This window comes from Streptomyces sp. NPDC051136, assembly GCF_044455745.1.
GTDB lineage: Bacteria > Actinomycetota > Actinomycetes > Streptomycetales > Streptomycetaceae > Streptomyces.
In genome coordinates, this window is the sequence record NZ_JBITFE010000004.1 from 420,149 (window position 1) to 439,806 (window position 19,658).

The 19,658-nt window shown below is 67.2% G+C and carries 9 protein-coding genes and 1 pseudogene; 4 read left to right on the forward strand and 6 right to left on the reverse strand.

Annotated elements, in window-relative coordinates; genetic code table 11:
- Positions 1-5: 5 nt before the first annotated feature.
- On the forward strand, positions 6-2,975 hold the full coding sequence (locus ACIBCJ_RS14480; protein WP_365978205.1) for an RNaseH domain-containing protein: 2,970 nt from the start codon (positions 6-8) through the stop codon (positions 2,973-2,975).
- 328 nt (positions 2,976-3,303) lie between these two features.
- On the opposite strand, the gene ACIBCJ_RS14485 is transcribed toward ACIBCJ_RS14480, so the two are convergent.
- The 3 genes and pseudogenes from ACIBCJ_RS14485 to ACIBCJ_RS14495 form a co-directional block, all read right to left on the reverse strand.
- Positions 3,304-4,155, reverse strand: coding sequence for a DUF5655 domain-containing protein (locus tag ACIBCJ_RS14485; protein ID WP_365978206.1), 852 nt, complete (start codon positions 4,153-4,155; stop codon positions 3,304-3,306).
- Positions 4,156-4,604: 449 nt separating this feature from the next.
- Positions 4,605-9,947, reverse strand: coding sequence for a sacsin N-terminal ATP-binding-like domain-containing protein (locus ACIBCJ_RS14490; RefSeq protein WP_365978207.1), 5,343 nt, complete (start codon positions 9,945-9,947; stop codon positions 4,605-4,607).
- A gap of 108 nt (positions 9,948-10,055) precedes the next feature.
- A pseudogene (locus tag ACIBCJ_RS14495) lies at positions 10,056-10,331 on the reverse strand (TetR/AcrR family transcriptional regulator); the annotation flags it as partial.
- Positions 10,332-10,535: 204 nt separating this feature from the next.
- Between ACIBCJ_RS14495 and ACIBCJ_RS14500 the strand changes: the two are divergent.
- Both ACIBCJ_RS14500 and ACIBCJ_RS14505 read left to right on the forward strand, forming a co-directional pair.
- Positions 10,536-11,456: a hypothetical protein gene (locus ACIBCJ_RS14500; protein ID WP_176119204.1), complete on the forward strand. Its 921-nt coding sequence runs from the start codon at positions 10,536-10,538 to the stop codon at positions 11,454-11,456.
- Positions 11,441-15,061 carry a DEAD/DEAH box helicase gene (locus ACIBCJ_RS14505; RefSeq protein ID WP_365978208.1) on the forward strand — a complete coding sequence of 1,207 codons (3,621 nt, stop codon included), beginning with the start codon at positions 11,441-11,443 and terminating at the stop codon, positions 15,059-15,061. The genes ACIBCJ_RS14500 and ACIBCJ_RS14505 overlap by 16 nt, the downstream gene beginning before the upstream one ends.
- A 382-nt stretch (positions 15,062-15,443) precedes the next feature.
- Here ACIBCJ_RS14505 and ACIBCJ_RS14510 read toward each other — a convergent pair whose 3' ends face one another.
- From ACIBCJ_RS14510 to ACIBCJ_RS14520, 3 genes are read right to left on the reverse strand one after another with little or no spacing between them, the layout of a single operon-like run.
- Positions 15,444-16,157: a restriction endonuclease gene (locus ACIBCJ_RS14510; protein ID WP_365978209.1), complete on the reverse strand. Its 714-nt coding sequence runs from the start codon at positions 16,155-16,157 to the stop codon at positions 15,444-15,446.
- A 43-nt stretch (positions 16,158-16,200) separates the two neighbouring features.
- A complete protein-coding gene (locus ACIBCJ_RS14515; protein ID WP_176119201.1) occupies positions 16,201-16,875 on the reverse strand; it encodes a restriction endonuclease in 675 nt (224 codons plus the stop codon).
- Positions 16,875-17,087 (reverse strand): hypothetical protein, encoded by a 213-nt coding sequence (locus tag ACIBCJ_RS14520; RefSeq protein ID WP_365978210.1) that lies wholly within the window; start codon positions 17,085-17,087, stop codon positions 16,875-16,877. Before ACIBCJ_RS14520 ends, ACIBCJ_RS14515 begins: the two co-directional genes overlap by 1 nt.
- Positions 17,088-18,768: 1,681 nt before the next feature.
- Between ACIBCJ_RS14520 and ACIBCJ_RS14525 the strand changes: the two genes are divergently transcribed.
- Positions 18,769-18,894 (forward strand): hypothetical protein, encoded by a 126-nt coding sequence (locus ACIBCJ_RS14525; protein ID WP_279588482.1) that lies wholly within the window; start codon positions 18,769-18,771, stop codon positions 18,892-18,894.
- Positions 18,895-19,658 lie beyond the last annotated feature (764 nt).

The window sequence follows — 19,658 nt, forward strand, 5'->3', positions numbered from 1 at the left end:
CAGCATTGAGCGACACCACCGCGACTCTCCCGAGCACCCTCACCCTGCGCTGCACCCCCGAACTCGTCCAGGGTCAGAAGGTGTACGTACGGATCTTCCCGCGAAGCGTGCGGGATGAATGGGAGAAGCTGAAAGGCGCCGGAGACGACGAGCAGAAAAGCCAGCAGCATCCGGACGAGAAGAAGAACCTGCCGTACTCAACCGCCTTGACCTACCTGAAGTTCAAGACCGGCGGGTACGTCCACCTCGACCGGTACCTCAACTTCCTGGTATCACTGGAGAAGATCGACGACGAGACCCTGCGCCACGTCTTCCGGTGCGTCGTCGGCTACAGCAAGGGGCTGAGCACCGACCAGGCCGTCCTCCTCGACGTACCGCCGGTGGCCGAAGCCATCGCGAACACGCCCGAGCAGGAGTTCGAGATGACGCGCTTCCTCAAGCCGGTGTCCGGCAGGCAGCCGAAGTGTCCCGACTGGATGTACGTGGCCGTGCCCTGGGTGATCTCCAAGAAGCTCGCCCAAGAAAAGTTCACCATCTACGACCTCGTCCCGATCACCAAGAAGGTCGCCGACAAGGAGAAGGACGGCTCCCCCAAGCTCGACGCCAACGGCGAACAGGTCTACAAGAACCGCACGATCGGCTGGAAGGCCAACCCGAACAAGAGGGAAGTCACCTACCTCCCCGACAGTCGGGGCGGCCTCATCGCCTGGGATCACCCCTTCGGACGCAAGTACACCCTCCGTGACGACGCAACCGAGGTCAACGAGGCCACCAAGGCCCAGTACGCGATGTCCCGGCTCTCAGTGGTCATGAAGACCGAGCCCAACGTCGTCCACCCCGTCATCTTCCTGGACGCCCACGTCACCCGCGTCCACAGCAACATGATCTATGCCAAGTCCACGCACATCCACCAGGGCAGCGACGGCCTTCCCATCCTGCACACCGAGCTGGTACGCAACGGCAACGTCCGCGCAGTCAACCAGCGCGCCCTGGAACTGCTCGCACGCGACGAGATGGACATCAGCGTCCTGCAAGCGCTGCAGACGCGCGTCACCGAAGAGCGGGCCCTGCTGGAGAAAGCCGCCGAGGAGGGGGAATTCCCCTCGTTCATTACTCCTGACGCCGGCGTCATCCGCCCGCTCATGCCGAGGAACGACAACTTCGCTGTCGGCACGGGACCTGGCACCCTCCACCTGCGGCTCCTTGCCGAACACGTCTCCAAGGTGCTGGGCGAGAAGGCCACCTGGGTGGACTTCACGGTGGAACCGATGACCTTCGAGCCGCGCCCCACGGACAAACAGAAGATGGCCCCGCAGGAGCGTGCAAGCCGTATCGAGGCTGGCGAACTCCTCCACAGCATCGGCTTTCCCCCGCCTGAAGAGATCACCGCTTCCGTGAAGGCCCAGGGCTTCGAGCACCTGCGGATCGTATGTCTGTGGTATCGCTGGAACACCCGCCTTCGCATGATCAACGCGCTGTCCCTGGCCTTCCCGGACGGCCAGCCCATCGGCGATCCTGAGCCAGGTGAGGAGGTCTTCCTCGCTCACGGCATCAGCGTGGTGTTCCGCCAGGCGGAGCGCTTCCTGTCACACGGCGACGACATCAACCGGACCGTGGAGTTCAAATCCCTCGAAGACGACTTCGCCGACAGCGGGTCGCAGGTCATGGTCGGCGCCTGGTGCGAGACCGAGATCCCGGCCCTGAAGAAGAAGGAGGGAGAGAAGCGGAACGCATTCCTGCTGCGCAAGGAGCGCTATGACGGAAAGTTCCAAGTCCGCCGCTTCCTGGCCAAGAAGGACTTCGTCTGCCAGTTCACCAAGGGAATGAAACCGGGATCCTTCGGAAACCCCGCAACAGAAATCAGTCCTCCGAAGCCGGGGAAAGACCACGCCGCTTACATGGCGCTCCTCGACCTGTACCGCTCACTCGGGATCATCGACCAGCGCCTCGCACGGGCCATCGCGAAGGACAGGAAGGGCCATGAAGCGGGGAAACTCGTCTACTGCGGGATCCACGCCCGCCGGCAGGCCAAGACCGCCGACGGCAAGCACACCAAACGCATCATCGTTGCCACCGCCCTGTTCCCGCCGGAGGAGGAGGGCGACGCCTGGACGATGCGAGCGTGGACACCCCAAATCGGGGCCTGGGTGCCCTACCGGGAGGCAATGGCCGCCTTCCACGCCAGTGATTACGCACTCCACGTCGATGGCAAGGGCGAGACGGACAAGGAACGCTGGGTAGAGGCAGCAGCACACGTCGAAGACGCCCTGTCCAGCCTCGTCCGCGACGAGCTGGAACCCGGCATGGGCTATGTCGTCATGGTCGACGGGCACGCCTGTCGACGGATGTGGACGGGCCTGCACAACGAGAATCAGAGCTACCAGGAAGAGGACATCACCGATCCGCGCACCTGGCTGCCGGGATACGGCAAAGGCAAGAACGCACCGCGCAAGAAGCCAAGCGCGGTCATCCGCATGAACATCGCCGGGGACGAGGTACCTCAGTACGTCCCTGTCCCCCGCGAGAGCGACCCGGAAACCGAGAGAGAGTCCATCACGTTCGCATCGGCCAAGCTGCACCGCGCCAACGTCGACTTCGGTAACCCCTTCTGGGTCCTCTTCAATATCCCGCGCAACTACCAGGCCAAGGGCGGAGACCTGGGTAAAACCATTACCCGCTGGGACGCCGACCCAGGCAAGGGTGGGGAGGAGGGGGAGCGAGAGACGAACGAGCTGAAGACGCCGTGGTGGGCGATCACGGCGACCGAGATCTACCCGGTCGGTGTGGCCGATGGGGTCGACCGGACGATGCTCGCACGGGCGACCGCGCGCTTGTGCCACCAGACCATCGCCTGGTCCGACCGCTCGCGCTATCCCGTGCCCCTGCACGCAGCCAAACAGCTCGACCTCGACCACCCTCAGTACCGGCGGTCGGCGCCGCCCGAAGAGCAGGGTGACGAAGCCACCGACGACTAACGGAGGACGCGTTGTCGGGAGGGATGCCCGAGAAGGCGCGTTCCCTCGACGACCGACGGTGAAGAGCGGCGAGCTGCGGTTCGCTCGCTCGTGGTCCAAGTCGTGTGTCTAGTACCCGTGTTGGGAACTTCCTCGCTCGCAGCCGGTTCAGATCAACGACCTACGAGTGCCGGGCAACATAGCGCGGGACCGCCGGTGGCCAAACCGGCGGTCCCGCGCACCATAGGTAGTCCATCGCCACGCCCTCGCCCGCACGTCGAAAGGCTCCACCTACGACCGCAGACACGACATGAGCGCAGCCCGCCAGGAGGCATGTAACGGCAGGCGATCACGCCGCCGCGTAGCTTGCCCGGAACAGATCCTGCGCCCGCTCCACGTCCCTCGGCGTACGGAGCTGCACCTCCAGATCGCCCGTACCGTGGTGACCGAGGCCGGATACGTCTCGGGTGAAGCCCGGAACCAAGTCGACGTCCTTCGGGTCGACCTTCAAGTAGACCAGCAGCTTGCTCCGCTGCGGCGGGCACAGGCAGGCGAAGTTCCGCAGCCGCTGATACGCCCGGTAGGTCTTGCGCTCAACCCGGTTCACGCCGTCCCCAACCCCGAGCAGAACCCCGTCGACCGCATCCGCCAGCTCCGCCATGGACGCGCCCTGGACGTCGGACGCCGCGCGGGCAACCGCCTGGCGCCGTGCCCGACGGCCCACCTGTATGCCGTCACTCACGGAGATCACGGGCTCAAGCCCGAGAAGGTCGTTGCCGAAGAGCCGGTAGCGGACCAGGTCGATCGAGCGCCGGTGCTCGCGCACGGCATGCACGTCGTAGCGGGTGAAGTCGCCGGCAATGCAGATCAGGCGCGGGCCGCTCCACAGGACCTGGGACGCGGCCGTCACCCCGAGCCGGTCGCGGACCAGGTGCTCGAACTCTGCCCGATGGTCCATCAGCCACGCCAGGTAGAAGAGACCCTGGTTGATGACGCTGGGGTCGACACCACGCTTGTGCTCGACGATGACCGGCGATCCGTTCTCGTCCAACCCTAGCGAGTCGATCCGGCCCCCGTGCACGGGCCCGGTGTTGTACTCGCTCGCCAGGAACCGGACGCCCAGCAGCGCCTCCATGTGCGCCTCGAGGAGACCCTGGACCTCGGCCTCGACCTCAGCAAGACGCGGCACAACCTCGATCATGCCGCCATTCGTCGTATCCGTGCGGAACAGCTTCAGGCCCCATACCTCCCCCTCATCGGCTCGAAGATCACCAACGTCGAAGGGGTGCGGGATTGTTTCCGAGCGTCATCGGAAACACGTCAGCTTCGAGGGGCACCTGCAACGGCCGGCGTCAGGCCCACACCTTGTACTCATCAGCGAAGTACGGCCACGGCTGCCAGCCAGTGCTGCCATTCCGAAGCATCTGGTACATGCCGCGCGCCCACGCTTGCAGATCGCTAAGCTCCGGCATGAGCTGCTCGATCCCTGCTCTAGCCATCGTGACTTGGTGGCCGTGCCCTCGATCTTGGCAGGCTGGGCAGTTTGCATTTCAGCTCGGCTCGAAGCGCCCACTCAGCGCCCAACCCATGCTTGCCAAGCTCGTCAACAAGACCGTCATCCCACAGCTAGCCGGCCACGAGCCTATTGATTCAGCCGAGGTTGAATCGGAGCCTCAGCTGGGTGCTAACCAGTTCGTAGCCTGCGAGGTCCGGGGCGCCGAATGGGTTGGGCAAGACGGTGATGGCGCGGCGGTTGCGGTCGAAGACATGGGAGACATATACGATGAAATACGTCTCGCCCGGGGCCAGCCGGGAAGCGCGTCGTACCTCCGACTCGCCCAGGATGATCTCTCCGCTGTCGCCCGTGGATGCCTTGACCTCGTAGAGATAGGTCGCGTCGCCGTCGTGGATGAGGAAGTCGTAGCCGAGACGGTCGTCCCCCGGCTGTGCCCCGGCGAGTCCGTGCACGCGCAGGCTGGACTTCCATGAGTCCTGTGGTTCGACTCCGAACTGCTCGTTCAGCCAGGCGGCCACAGCCGCCTCCCCCGCTACGCCCACTGGCATGGTGCGGTCCTGATCGTGGCCCGTGGCTTGGTAGGAACCGCGCTGCGGTCCCGTTCCGGGCTGTGACGGGGTGCGCGGCCGGGGAATGCGGGGGGCGAGCGTGGTCACGGCCGTGGCCGGAGTGGCGCGTTGTTCCGGTGTCAGGTCCGCGACCACCTCACTGGCCAGTGCGGCTAGGTCGTCGGGGCCCGCCGGGACGGGCCTGCCGTTCAGAGCTACTTGGGGACCGGGCACGGGTGCTCCGGACCGGCCCGAGCCCGCGGCCGTGCCGCTGTTCCCGGCAGGCGCCGACGAGCGCGTCGGGGGCAGCCCGAGTTGGGCGCGCCTGTCCGACAGGGGCATGTCCGTCGGCCAGTGGCCGTGGTGGCTGAGCCAGGTGATCAACGCCTTCGTGGACAGGACCTCGAAGTCCAGCAGTCCTTCGTCGTCCAGCGCTCGCAGCACCTCCTGCGGGGGCGGCGGCACCGCGGTGCGGCTCGTCGGGTGCAGAGACTGCCATTCCTGGATCAGCTGCCGTAGACGCGGCAGGTGCTGGTGGACGGCGGTGGTGGATGCCTCGCGGACCTCGGTGAGCGGCGGCAGCGCGCGGGACGTCGGCAGTTGTGCGGGGAGCGATCGGGTCAGCCATGCGTCGGCGTGAGCTTGGAGGAGCTGGTCGGTGAGGTCCCAGAGTGTCGTGTGCCAGGCCGGATCCGGCGCGAGTGTGGGCAGGCCCCGCAGGAGCACGTAGGCGGCCAGGGACCGGCCGGAGCGGTGAACGTCGGCGTGGGCGTCCCTGATCCGCTCGGCGAGTGCGGGACGGTGCCGCTGGAGCCAGGTCGCGAACTGCCTTTCGTGCCGGTCGGTGTTGTCGATCTGCGGCAGACCCAGTGCACGCCAGGCGCGGTTGGCCCCTGCCAGGGTTACGGACAGGGCCCTCAGCTGCCGTTCCGGATCGTCGTCGAGGAGCCGCATGAGGCGTTCCGCGTCCGGCGCGCCGGCACGGGCGGTGAGCCAGGCCAGGAGGGCTGCACGGTCGGGGAAGTCCTCGACGCGCTGTTGGAGTTCCTCCGCGAGGTCGAGGTCGAGGCAGGCGAGGAGCGGCACGAGCCGCGCGCTGCCAGAGCGCTGCGAGGCCCGCTCGGCGAGGACGGCGCGCAGCTGGTGCTGCCGCAGCTCCAGGACGTCCGCGAGATCCTCTTCGGACACGTCGTCCGTCTTCAGGCCCCGCTCCTCCAGCCGGGTCAGGGCCTTCCACAGGATGTCCGCGAGGTAGGGCGCACGGATGAGAGCGGCCAGGGCGGGGGCGGCGGTACGGAGCACCCGCCAGCCGGTGCGCGGCCCGCTGTGCACGACGACGACACAGGGCCGGTCGGGGTGCGGGTGAAGCAGGGCGCGGTCCGTGCCGTTCTCGGTGAGACGGTGTCCGGCGATCCAGACGACGGCCTCGTCGGCCACGGTCACCTCGCAGCGGCGCAGCAGCCAGGTCGACTCGGCCACGGTCACAGGCTCCGTCCGGGACGCGCGCTCCTCGTCGAACTCCACCAGGGCCGCGACCAGGGTGAGCAGCCAGGGGCCCGCGTACTGGGTGAGCGGCAGGCGCGTCGCCTCACGGACGGGCAGCCCGTCGGCCTGGATGTCGTGTGCGGCGTCGCCGCACCGTTGGACGTCGAACGTCGCCCCTTGGTCGAGGAAGGCGTGGACCCGGGCGCCCAGCGCCCTGTCCCTGATCGGGATCACAGGTACCGGGACGCGGTCCAGGAGTGCCCGGTTCTGGGCGCCGTCCGGGTCCGGGACGAAGACCGTCTCGTCCGTCTCCGCCGGGTCCAGCAGTTCGAGGGCACCGGCCCGGTGGACCAGCAGCCGGTGCGGTGGCGTGGCGGGCCCACCGTCGGCCGTGCGTGTGCCGCCGTCCGCGGGCAGCAGCTGGGCCCAAGCCTTCTCGTACTCCTGCCCGATCTCGTGCGCGTGCCTGCCTTCACGCAGGTGCGGGCCGGCCTGCACCAGGTCGGGCAGATGGCTGAGCCGGTCGAGCGCAGTGCCGGGGTCGTCCCAGGAGCGGATGCCGAGCAGGCCGAGGCGTGTCACGAGCTTGGCGAACCGCCTGCTGCGCAAGGTCGCGGACACCACGCTGAGGAGCGGGGGCTGGGACTGCGGGCCCTGCCACCACCAGGCCCGGCCCGCGGTCGCGAACATGGTCCCCTCAGCGGGGGTGCCCGGGACGGTGGTCTGCGGGATCCACGGCGCTTGGGCTAGGAAGGCGGCCAGCGGGGTGGGCCAGTGGGTCCCCGCGGAGTCGGTGTGGCGTACGAAATGCATCTCCAGCGCGGAGTCCGGCCAGGAGAAAGCGAGGCCGTGCACGATGAGTTCCGCGTAGAGCCTGCGGTCCTCCTCACCGAAGGCGGCGTAGTCGTCCTGGCCGGGTAGCACGGCCGCGGAACGGGCGCGTGAGTGGTAGGCCACCTTGAGGTAGCCGACCCGCCGCCGGTTCGGCCAGCGCTCGGCGGTCGTCCGCCACTGTGGCAGCAGATCCCGCCGGTTCGGAACCCAGAAACGGGCGGGCCAGTTGAGATCCTGGCCTCGCACTTCGGCGCGGAAGACCTCGTGCCGGGGACGCAGGCCGTGAGCGACGCCGTGCTGTTCGAGGAAGCGCCGCATGGCCTCGACTGGGAGCGTGTCCCCGCACAGCTCCTCGGGGCGCGGGAAAAGCCGCTGCTCCGTCTGGGTGAGTACGGACGACAGCCCCCGGACGCGCTCCAGGAACCGGGCCAGAGTGTCATCGACGGAAGAGTGCTCACCGGGCCATCCCGGCCCGAACATGGCGCGCCTCGCCTCTTGCCAGCCGCCCCGGGTCGGCACCCGGAGATCCTTCAGCCGCGGAGCCTTGTGCCCCTCGGTCTCCAGCGCGTGGGAGACCGCGCAGGCGTAGCGAAGGCAGGCCAGGCGCACGCCGTCCTCGACTCCGCCCTCTCCGTCCACCCTCAGTGCCGCGGCCACAAGCTCCAGCACCCGGTCGGCGCCGTACTCGTGGACGAGGCCGGCGGTCCTGAGCCAGGTGCGGCCCTGCGCTCTACGCTTGCGGCCCTTGCCGGTCCAGGCGATGCCCTCGTGCACGAAGTGCAGACGGCCGGACAACCCGTCGGGCAGGGCCGGAAGGGAGCCGCCCCGCGGGGACTCCCGGTCGAAGAAGACGCCTTCCGCGCTGGCTGGTGCCAGCGCCGGCCCGGACGTGAGGATAATCCGCTTGCCGGTCAGGGCCGAGCCGCCGGGGAACTCCTGCGAGAGGTCGTAGTAGAAGTCCGCCCACCATCCAGGGTCGAAGGGGGCACGGGCGGCGGCCTCGGCGAGCCTCTCCGCCCAGGAGGCCAGGCGCTCCGGCGGCGGTTCGAGGCGCGTGCCCCCACTCCTCGCGAGAGACACCAGCCGCCGCAGCCGTACGGAATGCAGCTGCGGGTCGAGGAGATCGATGACCCCGCTGGCGGCGACCGCGTGCGGGGTGAAGGCCGTGGCGTGCTCCTTGCCTTCCCACAGCACTGCCCGGTGCAGGGAGGTGCGCGTGCCGGACGCCGTGGCGATCACGGGGATGAACGGGACCTGGGCGATGCTGTGGCCCAGCCGCTGGAAGGCGGAAGTGAGCCGGGTCAGTGCCGTGGGCGACCGCCAGCACATCAGGTCGACCAGCGCTCCGGCGGGAACGGGGGCCCGTCCCCCGCCGGTGGCGAGTACCGCGCGGGCACACGTCTCAGCCACGGTGTCGAGCAGCAGGCCGTTCCACGGCACCGCCTCGTTATACGAGCGCCGGTTCATCTCGGCAAAGAACGGGGCGTGGACGAAGCCGCGCACGGCCGCCGGGATCTGCTCGCCCATCGGCAGGAAGGTGTACAGCCGTCCCTCCCGCAGGGGATCGGCGACCGGTACGGCGACGCGAACCTCGGCCGTCTTCTCCCAGGCCATCCAGTCGCGTCGCATCCCGCTCTTCTCGATCGACGCCGTGAGCGCCTCCCGGGCGCGGTCCGGGTCGGCCTTCCCGCAGACGACGATCAGTCGCATCCGCCGGCGCAAGGTGACCTGCTGCACCTTCAGGCCGCGGGCCTGGTGCAGCACCTCCACCTGGCGCTCATACGTCTTACCCCGGGTTTTCCCTGCGACCCGCCGCTCCAGCCGGACACGTTCCAGGCGGTCAAGAAACAGCTCGAACGGGGCGCTGCCATCCATGAGTTCCCGCATCTGTGCCCCGGCGGCCGAGCGCGCGTCGGCCGACTTCAGCGGCAGACGGACGACGGTGACGAAGCCCCGGCGCACGAAGTTGTGGACGCTCTTCGGTGCCTCCTCCAGAAAAACCGGCACCTTCAGAGTGAGCAGGTTCTCCTTCAAGTAGTCGGCGAGGCCGACGCGTTCGGGCGCCACCTCCCGAGCGAGCGCGTCGTAGTCGTCGAGCCGGGCGAACCGGAAGGTGAACCCGTCGGGGACCCGGGATCCCTCCCTGGCCACGCTGTAGACCTCGGGGGCGTCGCACAGGTGCAGCACGCTTTTGAAGCCCACGCCCTTGTGGCCAATCCCGGCGTCGGCACGCTTGCTGGACAGGGCGATGCTGCACAAATCCTTGAAGTTCTTGCCGCCGAACGGCTTGCCGCCATTGGCCACATAGAGGGTGCCGTGCTCACCCTCGTCCTCGTCCAGCCGGATCTCGATACGTCCCTCGGCGGCGCCAGCCAGGTGCGCGTCGTGCGCGTTTTGCAACAACTCGATGAGCACCCGGCCCTCGTACTCGGGCGCGATGATCGTCTCATCCACGGCCTTGGCCTCGCGTGCCGCGTCACGGCCGTCGTCCCAGTCCCGCAGACAGCCCCGCACCTCGACCAGTGCCTTGTCGTGAACGCGCTTGCGCACCGCGGCCCTACGGCGCTCCCGCACCCGCTCCGCCGACACTCGCCGACCCCCCGCTGCCATACCGCTGCTCCCCACCCCGTGCGCCTCCCGCCCCGCTCTGCCGGTGATCCCACTGAGCGGGAAGGAGCCTTCGAGCGCGGTCGATGTGCACCGGCATCGGACCCTTGATCAGACTGCTTCAGTCAAGGCTGCGTGCGCGGCGGCGAAGATCTCCCCGGAGAGCGGGGGGCTTTGAGGGCCCGGGATAGGACCAGCGCACCGAACAGGGTGCAGAGGCGGACGATGCCGTCCCGGTCCTCTCTAGCTAGGAATTCGGCGAAGTCGGCCACCCGTCGACGTAGACGCGACGGGCCTCGCGCCCCCGACCTCGCGCGCGATGTCGGTGGCGAGCGCAGCGACCGGACAGCCGTCCGCCGGGTCGTCGCGGTGCTCGACGGAGAGGTAGCCCATTCCCTCGCCGTCCCGGCCCTGGGGAGCTTGCGACTGGCAGACCTCAGGCGCCTTGCCACCACGACCTCGTACTCACGGCGGACAGCGCGCCAGGGCATGTGGCCGTCAGCTACCCTCGGACGCGCCCAGGGCTGCTGAGCGGCTTGCTCCCTAAGGCCCAACGTCTAGTCAGCCGCGGGTGGGAGACACGCGACCTTCATGGCGACTGCAGGTGGCAATGGTGGCCGCGTCCCCCCTTCTATAGGTCAGAAGCTCGCCGCACGGCACGGCAATCGGATCACCGCGTTCACGAAGCGACAGCGCCATGGTGTGCAGCAGCCGTGCCCTTGGGATTTCGCCTCGCTGGCCGGACTCGTCCCAGAAGAGCGCGCAGCGATCGCCTGGATCGTCGCCGAGGCGGTGATGCGACAGCGCTGCCGCAAGTTGCCGCATGTCTTCGCTCTCTGGCGAGCAGTGGCGCTTGGTGAAGCAGCACTCGACCCGCGCCAGCAGCGCTTGGTCAAGGAGTTCGCCAGTCCCGTCTTCAAGCCTCAGACGAAGCCAAACGCAAAGCCGCACCACGGCGTCCCCGGCCATGTCGGTGAGTGGCTGTGGTACCTACTTGCTCTCGAGACGCCCGACCTGCCGGGTCGAACTACTGAGTACTTGGCTGAGCCGAAAGTGAACGTCAACGACGGCGGCGGCGACGGGCTGATCATCCGGCGTACCCGAAGCGGCTCGGGACCGGAACTGGTATTCCGGCTCTGGGAAATGAAGAAGTACACCGGCAAGGACGACTCGATCACGGCCACCGTGACCGGCGCCTGGCAGCAGCTCAGCGAGAATGGCGCCGCGTACGTGCTGTCCCAGACGGCCTGGGCAGACCGCGAGTTCGCGGGTGATCTCGGTGCGTTCGTCAGTCAGATGGTCGAGATGTGGATCGACGGCCACCCCAGTAGCGGCGCAGGAGTCAGCGTGGCCACCAACACCTCTGCAGCACCCACCGAGGCGTTCACCACCTCGCACACTCACATCCCGCACCTGACACATCCCGGTGCGCTGGAAGGGCTCGTCATCGCCATCGACAACTTCGCGGAATTCGCCGAGCACGTACAGGAGCTGGTGTGGAGCGCACTGTAGATCCACAGATCCTGGCTCAAGCACTGGGTGTCCATGAGACCGGCATCCTGCCCTCCCCCGAACAACTCGCCGCTCTGATCGCCGACATCGAAGTCGCAGCGATCCGTGCCGATTCGGAGGTGCCGGATCAGCTTCTCGGCACCGCCTGGTACCTGCACGGGGTGGCCGCCGCGGCAGAGGGCACTGAGCTGTATGACCCGGTACGGCGTAGACACGCGTTTGCCGTCAGCGCCCACATCCTCGAGCTGGCTCTGGGCGATCCCCGGCACCAGATCCGCGCCACCGAATTCTCTGTCGACGCGGAAGCAGAACGTCCATCATCCGCGCAGCCCCCTGAAGTGATCCGAGCCCGGCGCCTGGCCATGGCCTTCGGCGCACAGATCGGCTACCGGCGTTGCGAGCAGGACCCCAACGCCACCGCGGTCTTCCGCCAGATCGACCAGACAGACTCCCTTCTGATCACTGAGGCGGCCCTGTCGAGCCACCTCGACACACTCGCCGTCGAAGCCGCAGTGGCGTTCCTGGGGATGCAGCGTCGCCGTCTCGCCCAACTGCTGCGCCGCTGGCGTTCTCAGTTAAGAGATCTCGCCCAGCTCGCCGACGCTCCCAACTTGCACGGCACCGTCTATGGACCCGCCGAAGCGGTCGTCGACGCCTGTGCGTACCTGACGCGATATCTCACCCGGGCCGACGCTCCGGCATTGGAGCAGGCTCGGACCCGGCTGCGCGACGTCGTCACCGGGGAAGCGGGCATGGCCGACCGCTCGGCACGCTGGGTGGCAGCACACCTGCTGGAGTTCTTGGGTGATCTGGCCGCCGACAGCCTGCAGGGGCTATTGCCCGACGGATCTCCGCCAGCCCTCGCGCGGACCTTCGCTCTGTCGGATCCACCGGTGATGACGCTGTGGCCGCCGCAACGTTCCCTGCTCAAGAAGGCCAACCCGCTGGATGAGAACACCCGCCGCCTGCTGATCAGTGTGCCCACCAGCGCCGGCAAGACCCTGATGGCGCAGCTCATCATTTGCGCCCACCTCGCCGACCACGCGGAACGCGTGCTGTACGTCTCACCGTTGCGAAGTCTGGGCCGTGAGATGCGTCAGGCACTACGCTCGCGCCTGCGCGTCCTGGGCCGGACTCTCGCTGCGGACCAGCCGGACTTTCCGGCCTCCGGAGTCCCCCTCACCAGCGCCGATAGCGACGTGGAGATCTCCACTCCTGAGCGACTGATGCACGCCTTGCGCCAAGATGCCCATGCCGCGTTGGACGGTGTTGGACTGATCGTGATCGACGAGGCTCATCACATTCAGCAAGGCGAACGTGGATTCCTCCTCGAAGGGCTCCTCGCCTTCTGTCAGGCGCATCCCCGCCCGCCACGCCTGGTGTTGCTGTCCGCGGCCGTGGGAAACCACGGTGAACTCGCGGCCTGGCTCGATGATGAACAGCCTCCAGAGAAAGTGGTGTTCACCGACGCATGGCGCGGACCGCGACGCCTACACGGACTGCTTACCCCTGAACTCTTTCGCGACCAGCAGGTGCGCAGGACACTTCCGCCGCACCCGAACCGCACGCGAACCACTGAGCTCCGAGTGCCGATGGGCCTACGAATCAGTGTCCGTCCCACCACGACCGGCCAGACGTACTCGATGACCACCCGGCCGGAAGAGCCTCTGGGCACACGCATCTATCTGGAAAAGACGCCTGGCGACACCAGTGCCAAAGCACCCGCATCTGTTCCTAACCGCACCTTGTTCGCCTTCGGAGCCGCCCACCTGGCACGAGCTGGCAGCGTCCTGGTGGTCTGCGACTCACGGAACTCCGCCAAGACGATGGCCCGCGCCGTCGCTGAGTTTCTGCCCGAACACGCTCCCGCCGCACAACTGGCCGAATTCCTCGCCGATACCCTGGGAGCTGAGCACCCCCTGATTGACTGCGCGCGCCACGGCGTCGCCTACCATCACGCCAGGCTCCCGGCCGAAGTCTTGCGCGCCGTCGAAGATGCGCTTCGTGACGACAAACTGAACGTGATCTGCTGCACCAGCACCCTCACCGACGGGGTCAATCTGCCCGTGCGCTCTGTTGTCATCCACAGCGACGTCGACGACGGCAGACCCCAACGCTGGTCGGGACGACCTCAGATGCCACCTGCCCAACTCCTTAACGCCGTCGGGCGAGCTGGCCGCGCCGGCCGCGAAAGTGAAGGCTGGATCCTACTCACCCGTCACAGCAATCCACGTACGGCGGACTACAGCCTGCTTCAGCCTGGAGCCGACCGGCTTCACGTACTTTCCGCGCTCGGATCCGAAGACGCTCTGGCTTCCCTCGCCGAGGCGGAGGAGCTCATCGCCCAGAGCGCCAACGCTGTCCTACGTCTCGCGGCCAGCCAGGCGGCGGACTTCGCCTCATACGTCTGGTTCACGCTCGACGCGCTCTCACGCATCCCCACGCTCACCGAGCAGCCGCCCCTGGCCGCTGTCCAACGACTTCTGGCCATGCGCCAATTGCCGGACGAGCTCGCCCAGCGCTGGATGCGTCTCGCGGTCAAGGTCGCTGATGAATACGCAGCTACCGATGAAGGTGCACGCCGCCGTTGGACCACGCCTGGGACCAGTATCAGGTCCGCCCGCACCCTGGACGCCGTTGCAGAAGTCCTGACCGTACTCCTTCTGCGGGATCCGGCAGCTCCCACACCGGTTCCTCAAGGCTTCTGGGGAGAGGCCCTCGCCGATGCTCTGGCCTCCGAGTGGCCGCTTCAACAAGCCCTGGACTTCTTTGCTCAGCACAACGTCTACAGCCTTCTGCTCAGTCTCCCCGAGGCCAAGGATGCCTGGACCTTCACCGAAAAGCCGAGGGGGAGAAGCAACAAGATCACTGTCGACATCGCGGCAGCGGTGGCGGCGTGGATCGGCGGCCGCTCCATCCCCGACCTCTCCACCGACTGGCTGCCGTCGCTTCCGCCCGAGTGGGCCCTGGAACAGACCGTCAGCAACATCAGCAGCACCTTCGAGCACTACCTGTCCTGGACCCTCGGCGCACTGATCAACCTTGTCAACGCCCGCCTTGAAAACGCTCATGCCACATTCCGGCTCCCGTCCACGGCCGGATGGCACCTGCGCCACGGAGTGGACACCCCCCACGCCCTCAATCTCCTGAACGCCGGTATCACGTCTCGCCGACTGGCCCACAGCATTGGCCGTTCGGCCAAGACCCAACACATTCGCCCCGAAGACCTTCGCCAGTGGCTAACCGATCTCCATATCAACCGGTGGAAGAGCGACTTCAACGCCAACGCCTATGAGACCGGTGAACTCCTCGAGTACACCCGATTCCGTAAGCGAAGCCTGATCAACGACTTGTTGGACACCGAGCGTTGCTCTTTGCAGGTAATTCCTTTCGCCGCTGCTCCCGAGGCCCCTCTAGCGGTGCGGATTCGAAATGACGCCACGGACACGCCCGAGCCACTGACCGTCTCCGACGGAACCAGGGACCTGGCGCGGGTACCCGCCGACGCTCACATCGACGTGCTCACCGTCCTTGACAGCGGAATCGACATAGAGGTCACCCTCTGCCGCGACCGGCTCACCTTCCGCCTGCCGCGCTCTACCTGATCGGGTTCCTCATGCTGATGGTCAGCCCGGACGGCTGCCTCGGAGGCAGTGAGTCCGGCTACTGCGGCCTTGCCGGGCAGCCTCAGTACCTACCCGCCGAGCAGCAAGGTCACGGATCGTCAGGAAGCGCGCTTCAGAAGGTGAGCGGCTGGGGTAGAGAGCCCATTGGGGAGGACCGGCATGCCGGAGACCGCGGCGTCATCACAGGTGTGTCGCCTCACGATCTCTCGACCCAAGGCCGCCTCGCGGTGGGGAGCTCTTCGCCGGGAGGGGCCCGGGCCGACCTCCATGACAACGCGCCGCACCGGACTGAGCCCGAAACGGGACCACCGGCCACTAGGCGGGATCTCCCGGGACGGACTCAGCTCCGTGTGCGCTGGCATCAGTGTGTCGTGCTTTGGATGCCGAGGACGTCGTAGAGGTGCTCGCCGTGGGCCCATCGTTTCAATTCCGGGCGGCTCATGAGGATGAGCTGGTGATGCTGGGCGAAGTCGATCGCCGGCTGCGTGAAGCCGTTGAGCGCGATCATGATCGGGAGGTCGGCTCCGTGGTGCGGGCGGGCTGTCCCGTTGAACTTCTGCACGTGGCCTGACCCGACTGGGCTCTGATACTGCTTGCACTGCACGATCAGGAGGCGGTCTTCGTCATCGCGGGCAGTGATGTCCACGCCGAGGTCACCGGCGCCCCCGACCCGCTTCGGACGCCGGAATCCGTCACGGGCCAGGAGATCAGTGCACGCCTGCTCGAAACCCGTCGCGCTCATCGACGAGAGCTGCTTCATCTTGAAGGTCAGCGCGTCCGCTTCGATCGCGTCGCCAGAGGGAGCGGCGAACGTGTCGTCCGCGTCGGCGTAGGTGTTGACGCCGAACAGGTATGACAGGATTCTGCCGAGCACGAGCAGCATGAGCAGTCCGCCGACCACAAAGAGCCCGGTCCACCACGGGTGATCGGCTATCAGCCCCCACAAATCTACGGTGATCCACTGGCCGACGTCCTCGGTGAGCCACTCCCAGAGCATCTTTCCGACGGCCAGCGTGATGACGGCATACAGCAGGAACTTCAGCAGCGGGTCGAGCGACCCGTCCTCGTCGAACACCACACCTCCAGACGTCTTGGGCAGCGATCACACTCTTTGCCAGTCATGCCGCACGCCTGAATCGGCTCGGGCGGGAGCGCGCTGACAATCCGAGGAGCTCGTGCAGAGCGGCACCGTCCTCGGCCCAGCGCCGAAGCTTTTCCCGGTCGATCCAGTGGACGCCGTGCCGGTCGCCCCACGCCATGGCATCGCGGGTGAAGGCTCCGTTGGTGACGACGACAGCGTGATCGGCTTTGTGGACCGGCCCGGCCGTCCCCTTCACCGCGTACATCACGGCTGAGCCCACTTTCCCGCCGACGCGGGTGTGCTTGGCCTGCACCACGATCCGGCCGTACTGCGGATGGTCACCGATGACGTCGGCGGCCTGGTCGCCGCCGCCACCCACTCTGCGGGCCGGCCAGCCGTCGCGGACCAGCAGATCCCGCAGGGCGTACTCGAAGTGACGGTCGTCCATGGTGTCGAACTCCGCGAGCGTGATCCGCAGAGTGGCCAGCCGCTCCTTCTCCCGACGCCGCATCGTGGCCGCCTGCCTGATCCGCCACACCGCGACGGCTCCCGTGAGCAGGGCGAAAGCCAGCAGGGCAGGCCAGGCCGCCTTCAGTGCGCCGACCGCCGTGGCCGCCGTCCGCGCCACCAGGACGAGCACAGCCAGGGCAACCACAGCCGCTGCGACCAGTTCCGCGGCACCGCGAGGACGCCGCAGACGTATCCGTCCCATCAGCGGTCGGCCGTCGCGCTGGCCGCCGGCTTCGGATCCGCCGGCGGTGTCGGGGCGGTGGACTCACCGAACCCGAACACCTGCCCCCACAGCCACACGCCAGCCAGTAAGCCAGCAATCATCCAACCGCTCATGCGCTTGGCGCTCCTGGGCTTCGGATTGCGACGGATGTGTCCGCGAACCCGGTGGAACCCGTCCGGCACCTTCGACACGTTTCCCCCTCCCGTGGGTGGGCCGCGGAGCGCGGCTCATCCCAACAAAGGGTGTAGCAGTGGGCACTGACAGCAGCTGATGGGTCATCACGGCGCTACGTCCCGGTCGAGTCGCCATCAGGCCAGGAGGGCCCACACCGTCAGGCCAATTCACGGAGCAGCGAGCCTGAGGCACCTCAGCTGGGCGAACGCCCTTCTCAGCTCCCAAGCGGTTCACCATGGCCCTTTCCGCCAGCCCTCTCACGGCGCCTGACCGCCCGTCTCTCACCTGCGGAAACAGCCCCGGTCACGCCAAGCGGAGCTCTGCCGACGAATGGCGAAAAGCAGCGGAAGCGCACTCACAGCCATAGTGCGCCGGCGCCGCCCCTTCAAACCGTGGTTCTGCGACCATGACCCGGGGGCGTCACAGGGTCGGGAGGCACTGGTAGACACTGATCAACCCGCCGCCGCGACGCCTCGGCCAACCGAGCCCCCACGGGACGAATTCTCAACGCGGTGTCGTCGCGGTCCTGCGAGGACAGCGCCACGATTGTAGGGCCGGGCCGAAGAAACCGCCGCTGGCCTCCGCCAGTGCCGGATCCATCCTTGGTGCAGCCCGGTCAGGACAGTCTTCTGCGGCCCGTCGTCGCCTCTCGAAGCAGTGCCGAGGCCGTCATCGTCGTACAAGCGCAACATGCGAGTAACGCTCATCACCACGAACCTTCGAACCAAGATCCGGACCATACCCGGACCAGCCATCCGCAGCTTGTGGCGATCGAAGCTGTTTTCGCTGGTCAAACTGCATCTGAGCCGTGTACCACCAGCAGACCAGGAACCTGCTGGACCCTCTGCTGATGCGGCCGAGCATGACTGTTTGACACCAAAATTTCCGGCGCCCCCGCCTCGTGAGCTTCCCTATCTGGCCAGCTGACCAGCGACGCAAGATACCTGACACCCCATCAGAACGAGCGTCAAATGAGCGTCACGAGCGTCATTCCAGCGTCAAGATATCGCCCGTAACGCCCACACCGCACATAATGCGCACGGGTAAAGTCGCAGGTCAGGACCCCTTCGCGACCGGTTCAAGGATCGCGACACACTCCCCATGATGCGTCATCGAAAAGATGTCAGACTGAAGGGATCCAAGAAAGCCGCTGGTCAGAGCCGGTTTCTCGGCTCGTCGCCCTTCGTGCAGACGCCCGGAGCGTCAAACGAGCGTCATGAGCAACAGCCTTCTTCCGGCTCAGGACGGGGACGCCGGCAAGCCGACCCCCGCACTAACCCGCTTCCGACACTCCGGACATGGCGCCCCCGTCCCCCTGCCCCTCGCTTCCAACGGCCTTGCCGCGATCGCTGAACGATTCACCAAGCCCCGCGCTGAGACTTCCGGAGCCGGAGCGCAGTTCCAGTCCGCGTCAGGAACCCCCCACGCAGGGAATCGCTGGTCCACACCGACTGGCTTGTCCCGTGCACGGAGACAGCGACCGGGTGGCCGCGTGGGGCGGTCCGTGAGGGCAGCCGTCGCCGAACTGCAGTGGACGGATACCTGGAGTGTGACTAGCCGGGATCTGCCTCTCAGAAGGACGGCGTCCCACCCCGTACGAAGGCCGCGATGTCTTCGATGCTCGGGGTGCAGACGGGAAGAGGTGTCCACGACCTTGGTGGGGACGTCGAGGGAGAGGGGCACGAAGGACTCCAGTGAGTGATCCCCCTGAGTGAGCGCTTCCAGCAGTTCGCGATCGTCGTGCGCGGCGCGATGGGGGTTCTCAGCGGCACGCTGGGCGATGCGGTCGCGGGCGATCGCGGCAGGCGCGAGTACAGCGGATGACTCGAAGGTGGCCAAGGTCCGCCAGCGGTTCCAGGTTCGCCCGCCACAGCCGGTCCTGGTAGGCGGCTTCCGCCACCACCGTCACCCTGGCCCGCAGGAGCACCGTCAGGACGCCGAAGAAGGTCTCCAGGGTCAGGGAGTTGAGGGGATCACTCCTGGCGCGCCGGTAGCCGGAGTGGCCATGACCATGCCTTGCTTGATTTCGTCCCGAACGGATTGCGGGGCATCCGAGTTCGCAGGCCAGGGCGCGTGCGAGGGTGGTTTTCCCCGCGCCGGGCCTCCACTCACGACGACAGTGTGGGTGGGTTCATAGCGTGTCCTCGCATGTCAGCACGGCAACGGAGCCGTTCGGTCAGTCGTCGGTCACGGAGGCTGGGGCCTCTCGGCCAGGTGAAGGCGATGCGGAGAGGACGATGGTTGAACCCGGATCCGGAAGCGGGGCAGGTGCGAGCCGGATCCGGGGTGGCATGGGGCCTCGGTGGGTGGACTACTTGACCGCGCCGGCTGGTGGGAAAGTTCAAACTCTCGGATGGATGGAGCAGGGGGCCGTTCCATCGGGCAGCTGTCTTCATGTTTGGAGCCGGTCCGCGGTCAGCTCCGCAAACTGGCCGACCGGGGCTAGCTGGCCCGGACCGGGTGCCGGACGCTCTACCCCGCCAACGCCGCGAGCCGGGCCCGGCGCCGGAGTGTCTGATTCCTGCCGTAACAGGTGGGCCCGGGTTGGGGCCTCGTAGTGACGAAGAACTCCGGCCGCACCGAGAGCC

Bases quoted from the DNA above. Each gene is read 5' to 3' on its own strand.
- ACIBCJ_RS14485 (WP_365978206.1), bottom strand. From the start codon at position 4,155: ATGATCGAGGTTGTGCCGCGTCTTGCTGAGGTCGAGGCCGAGGTCCAG.
- ACIBCJ_RS14490 (WP_365978207.1), bottom strand. From the start codon at position 9,947: ATGGCAGCGGGGGGTCGGCGAGTGTCGGCGGAGCGGGTGCGGGAGCGC.
- ACIBCJ_RS14500 (WP_176119204.1), top strand. From the start codon at position 10,536: ATGGCGACTGCAGGTGGCAATGGTGGCCGCGTCCCCCCTTCTATAGGT.
- ACIBCJ_RS14515 (WP_176119201.1), bottom strand. From the start codon at position 16,875: ATGGGACGGATACGTCTGCGGCGTCCTCGCGGTGCCGCGGAACTGGTC.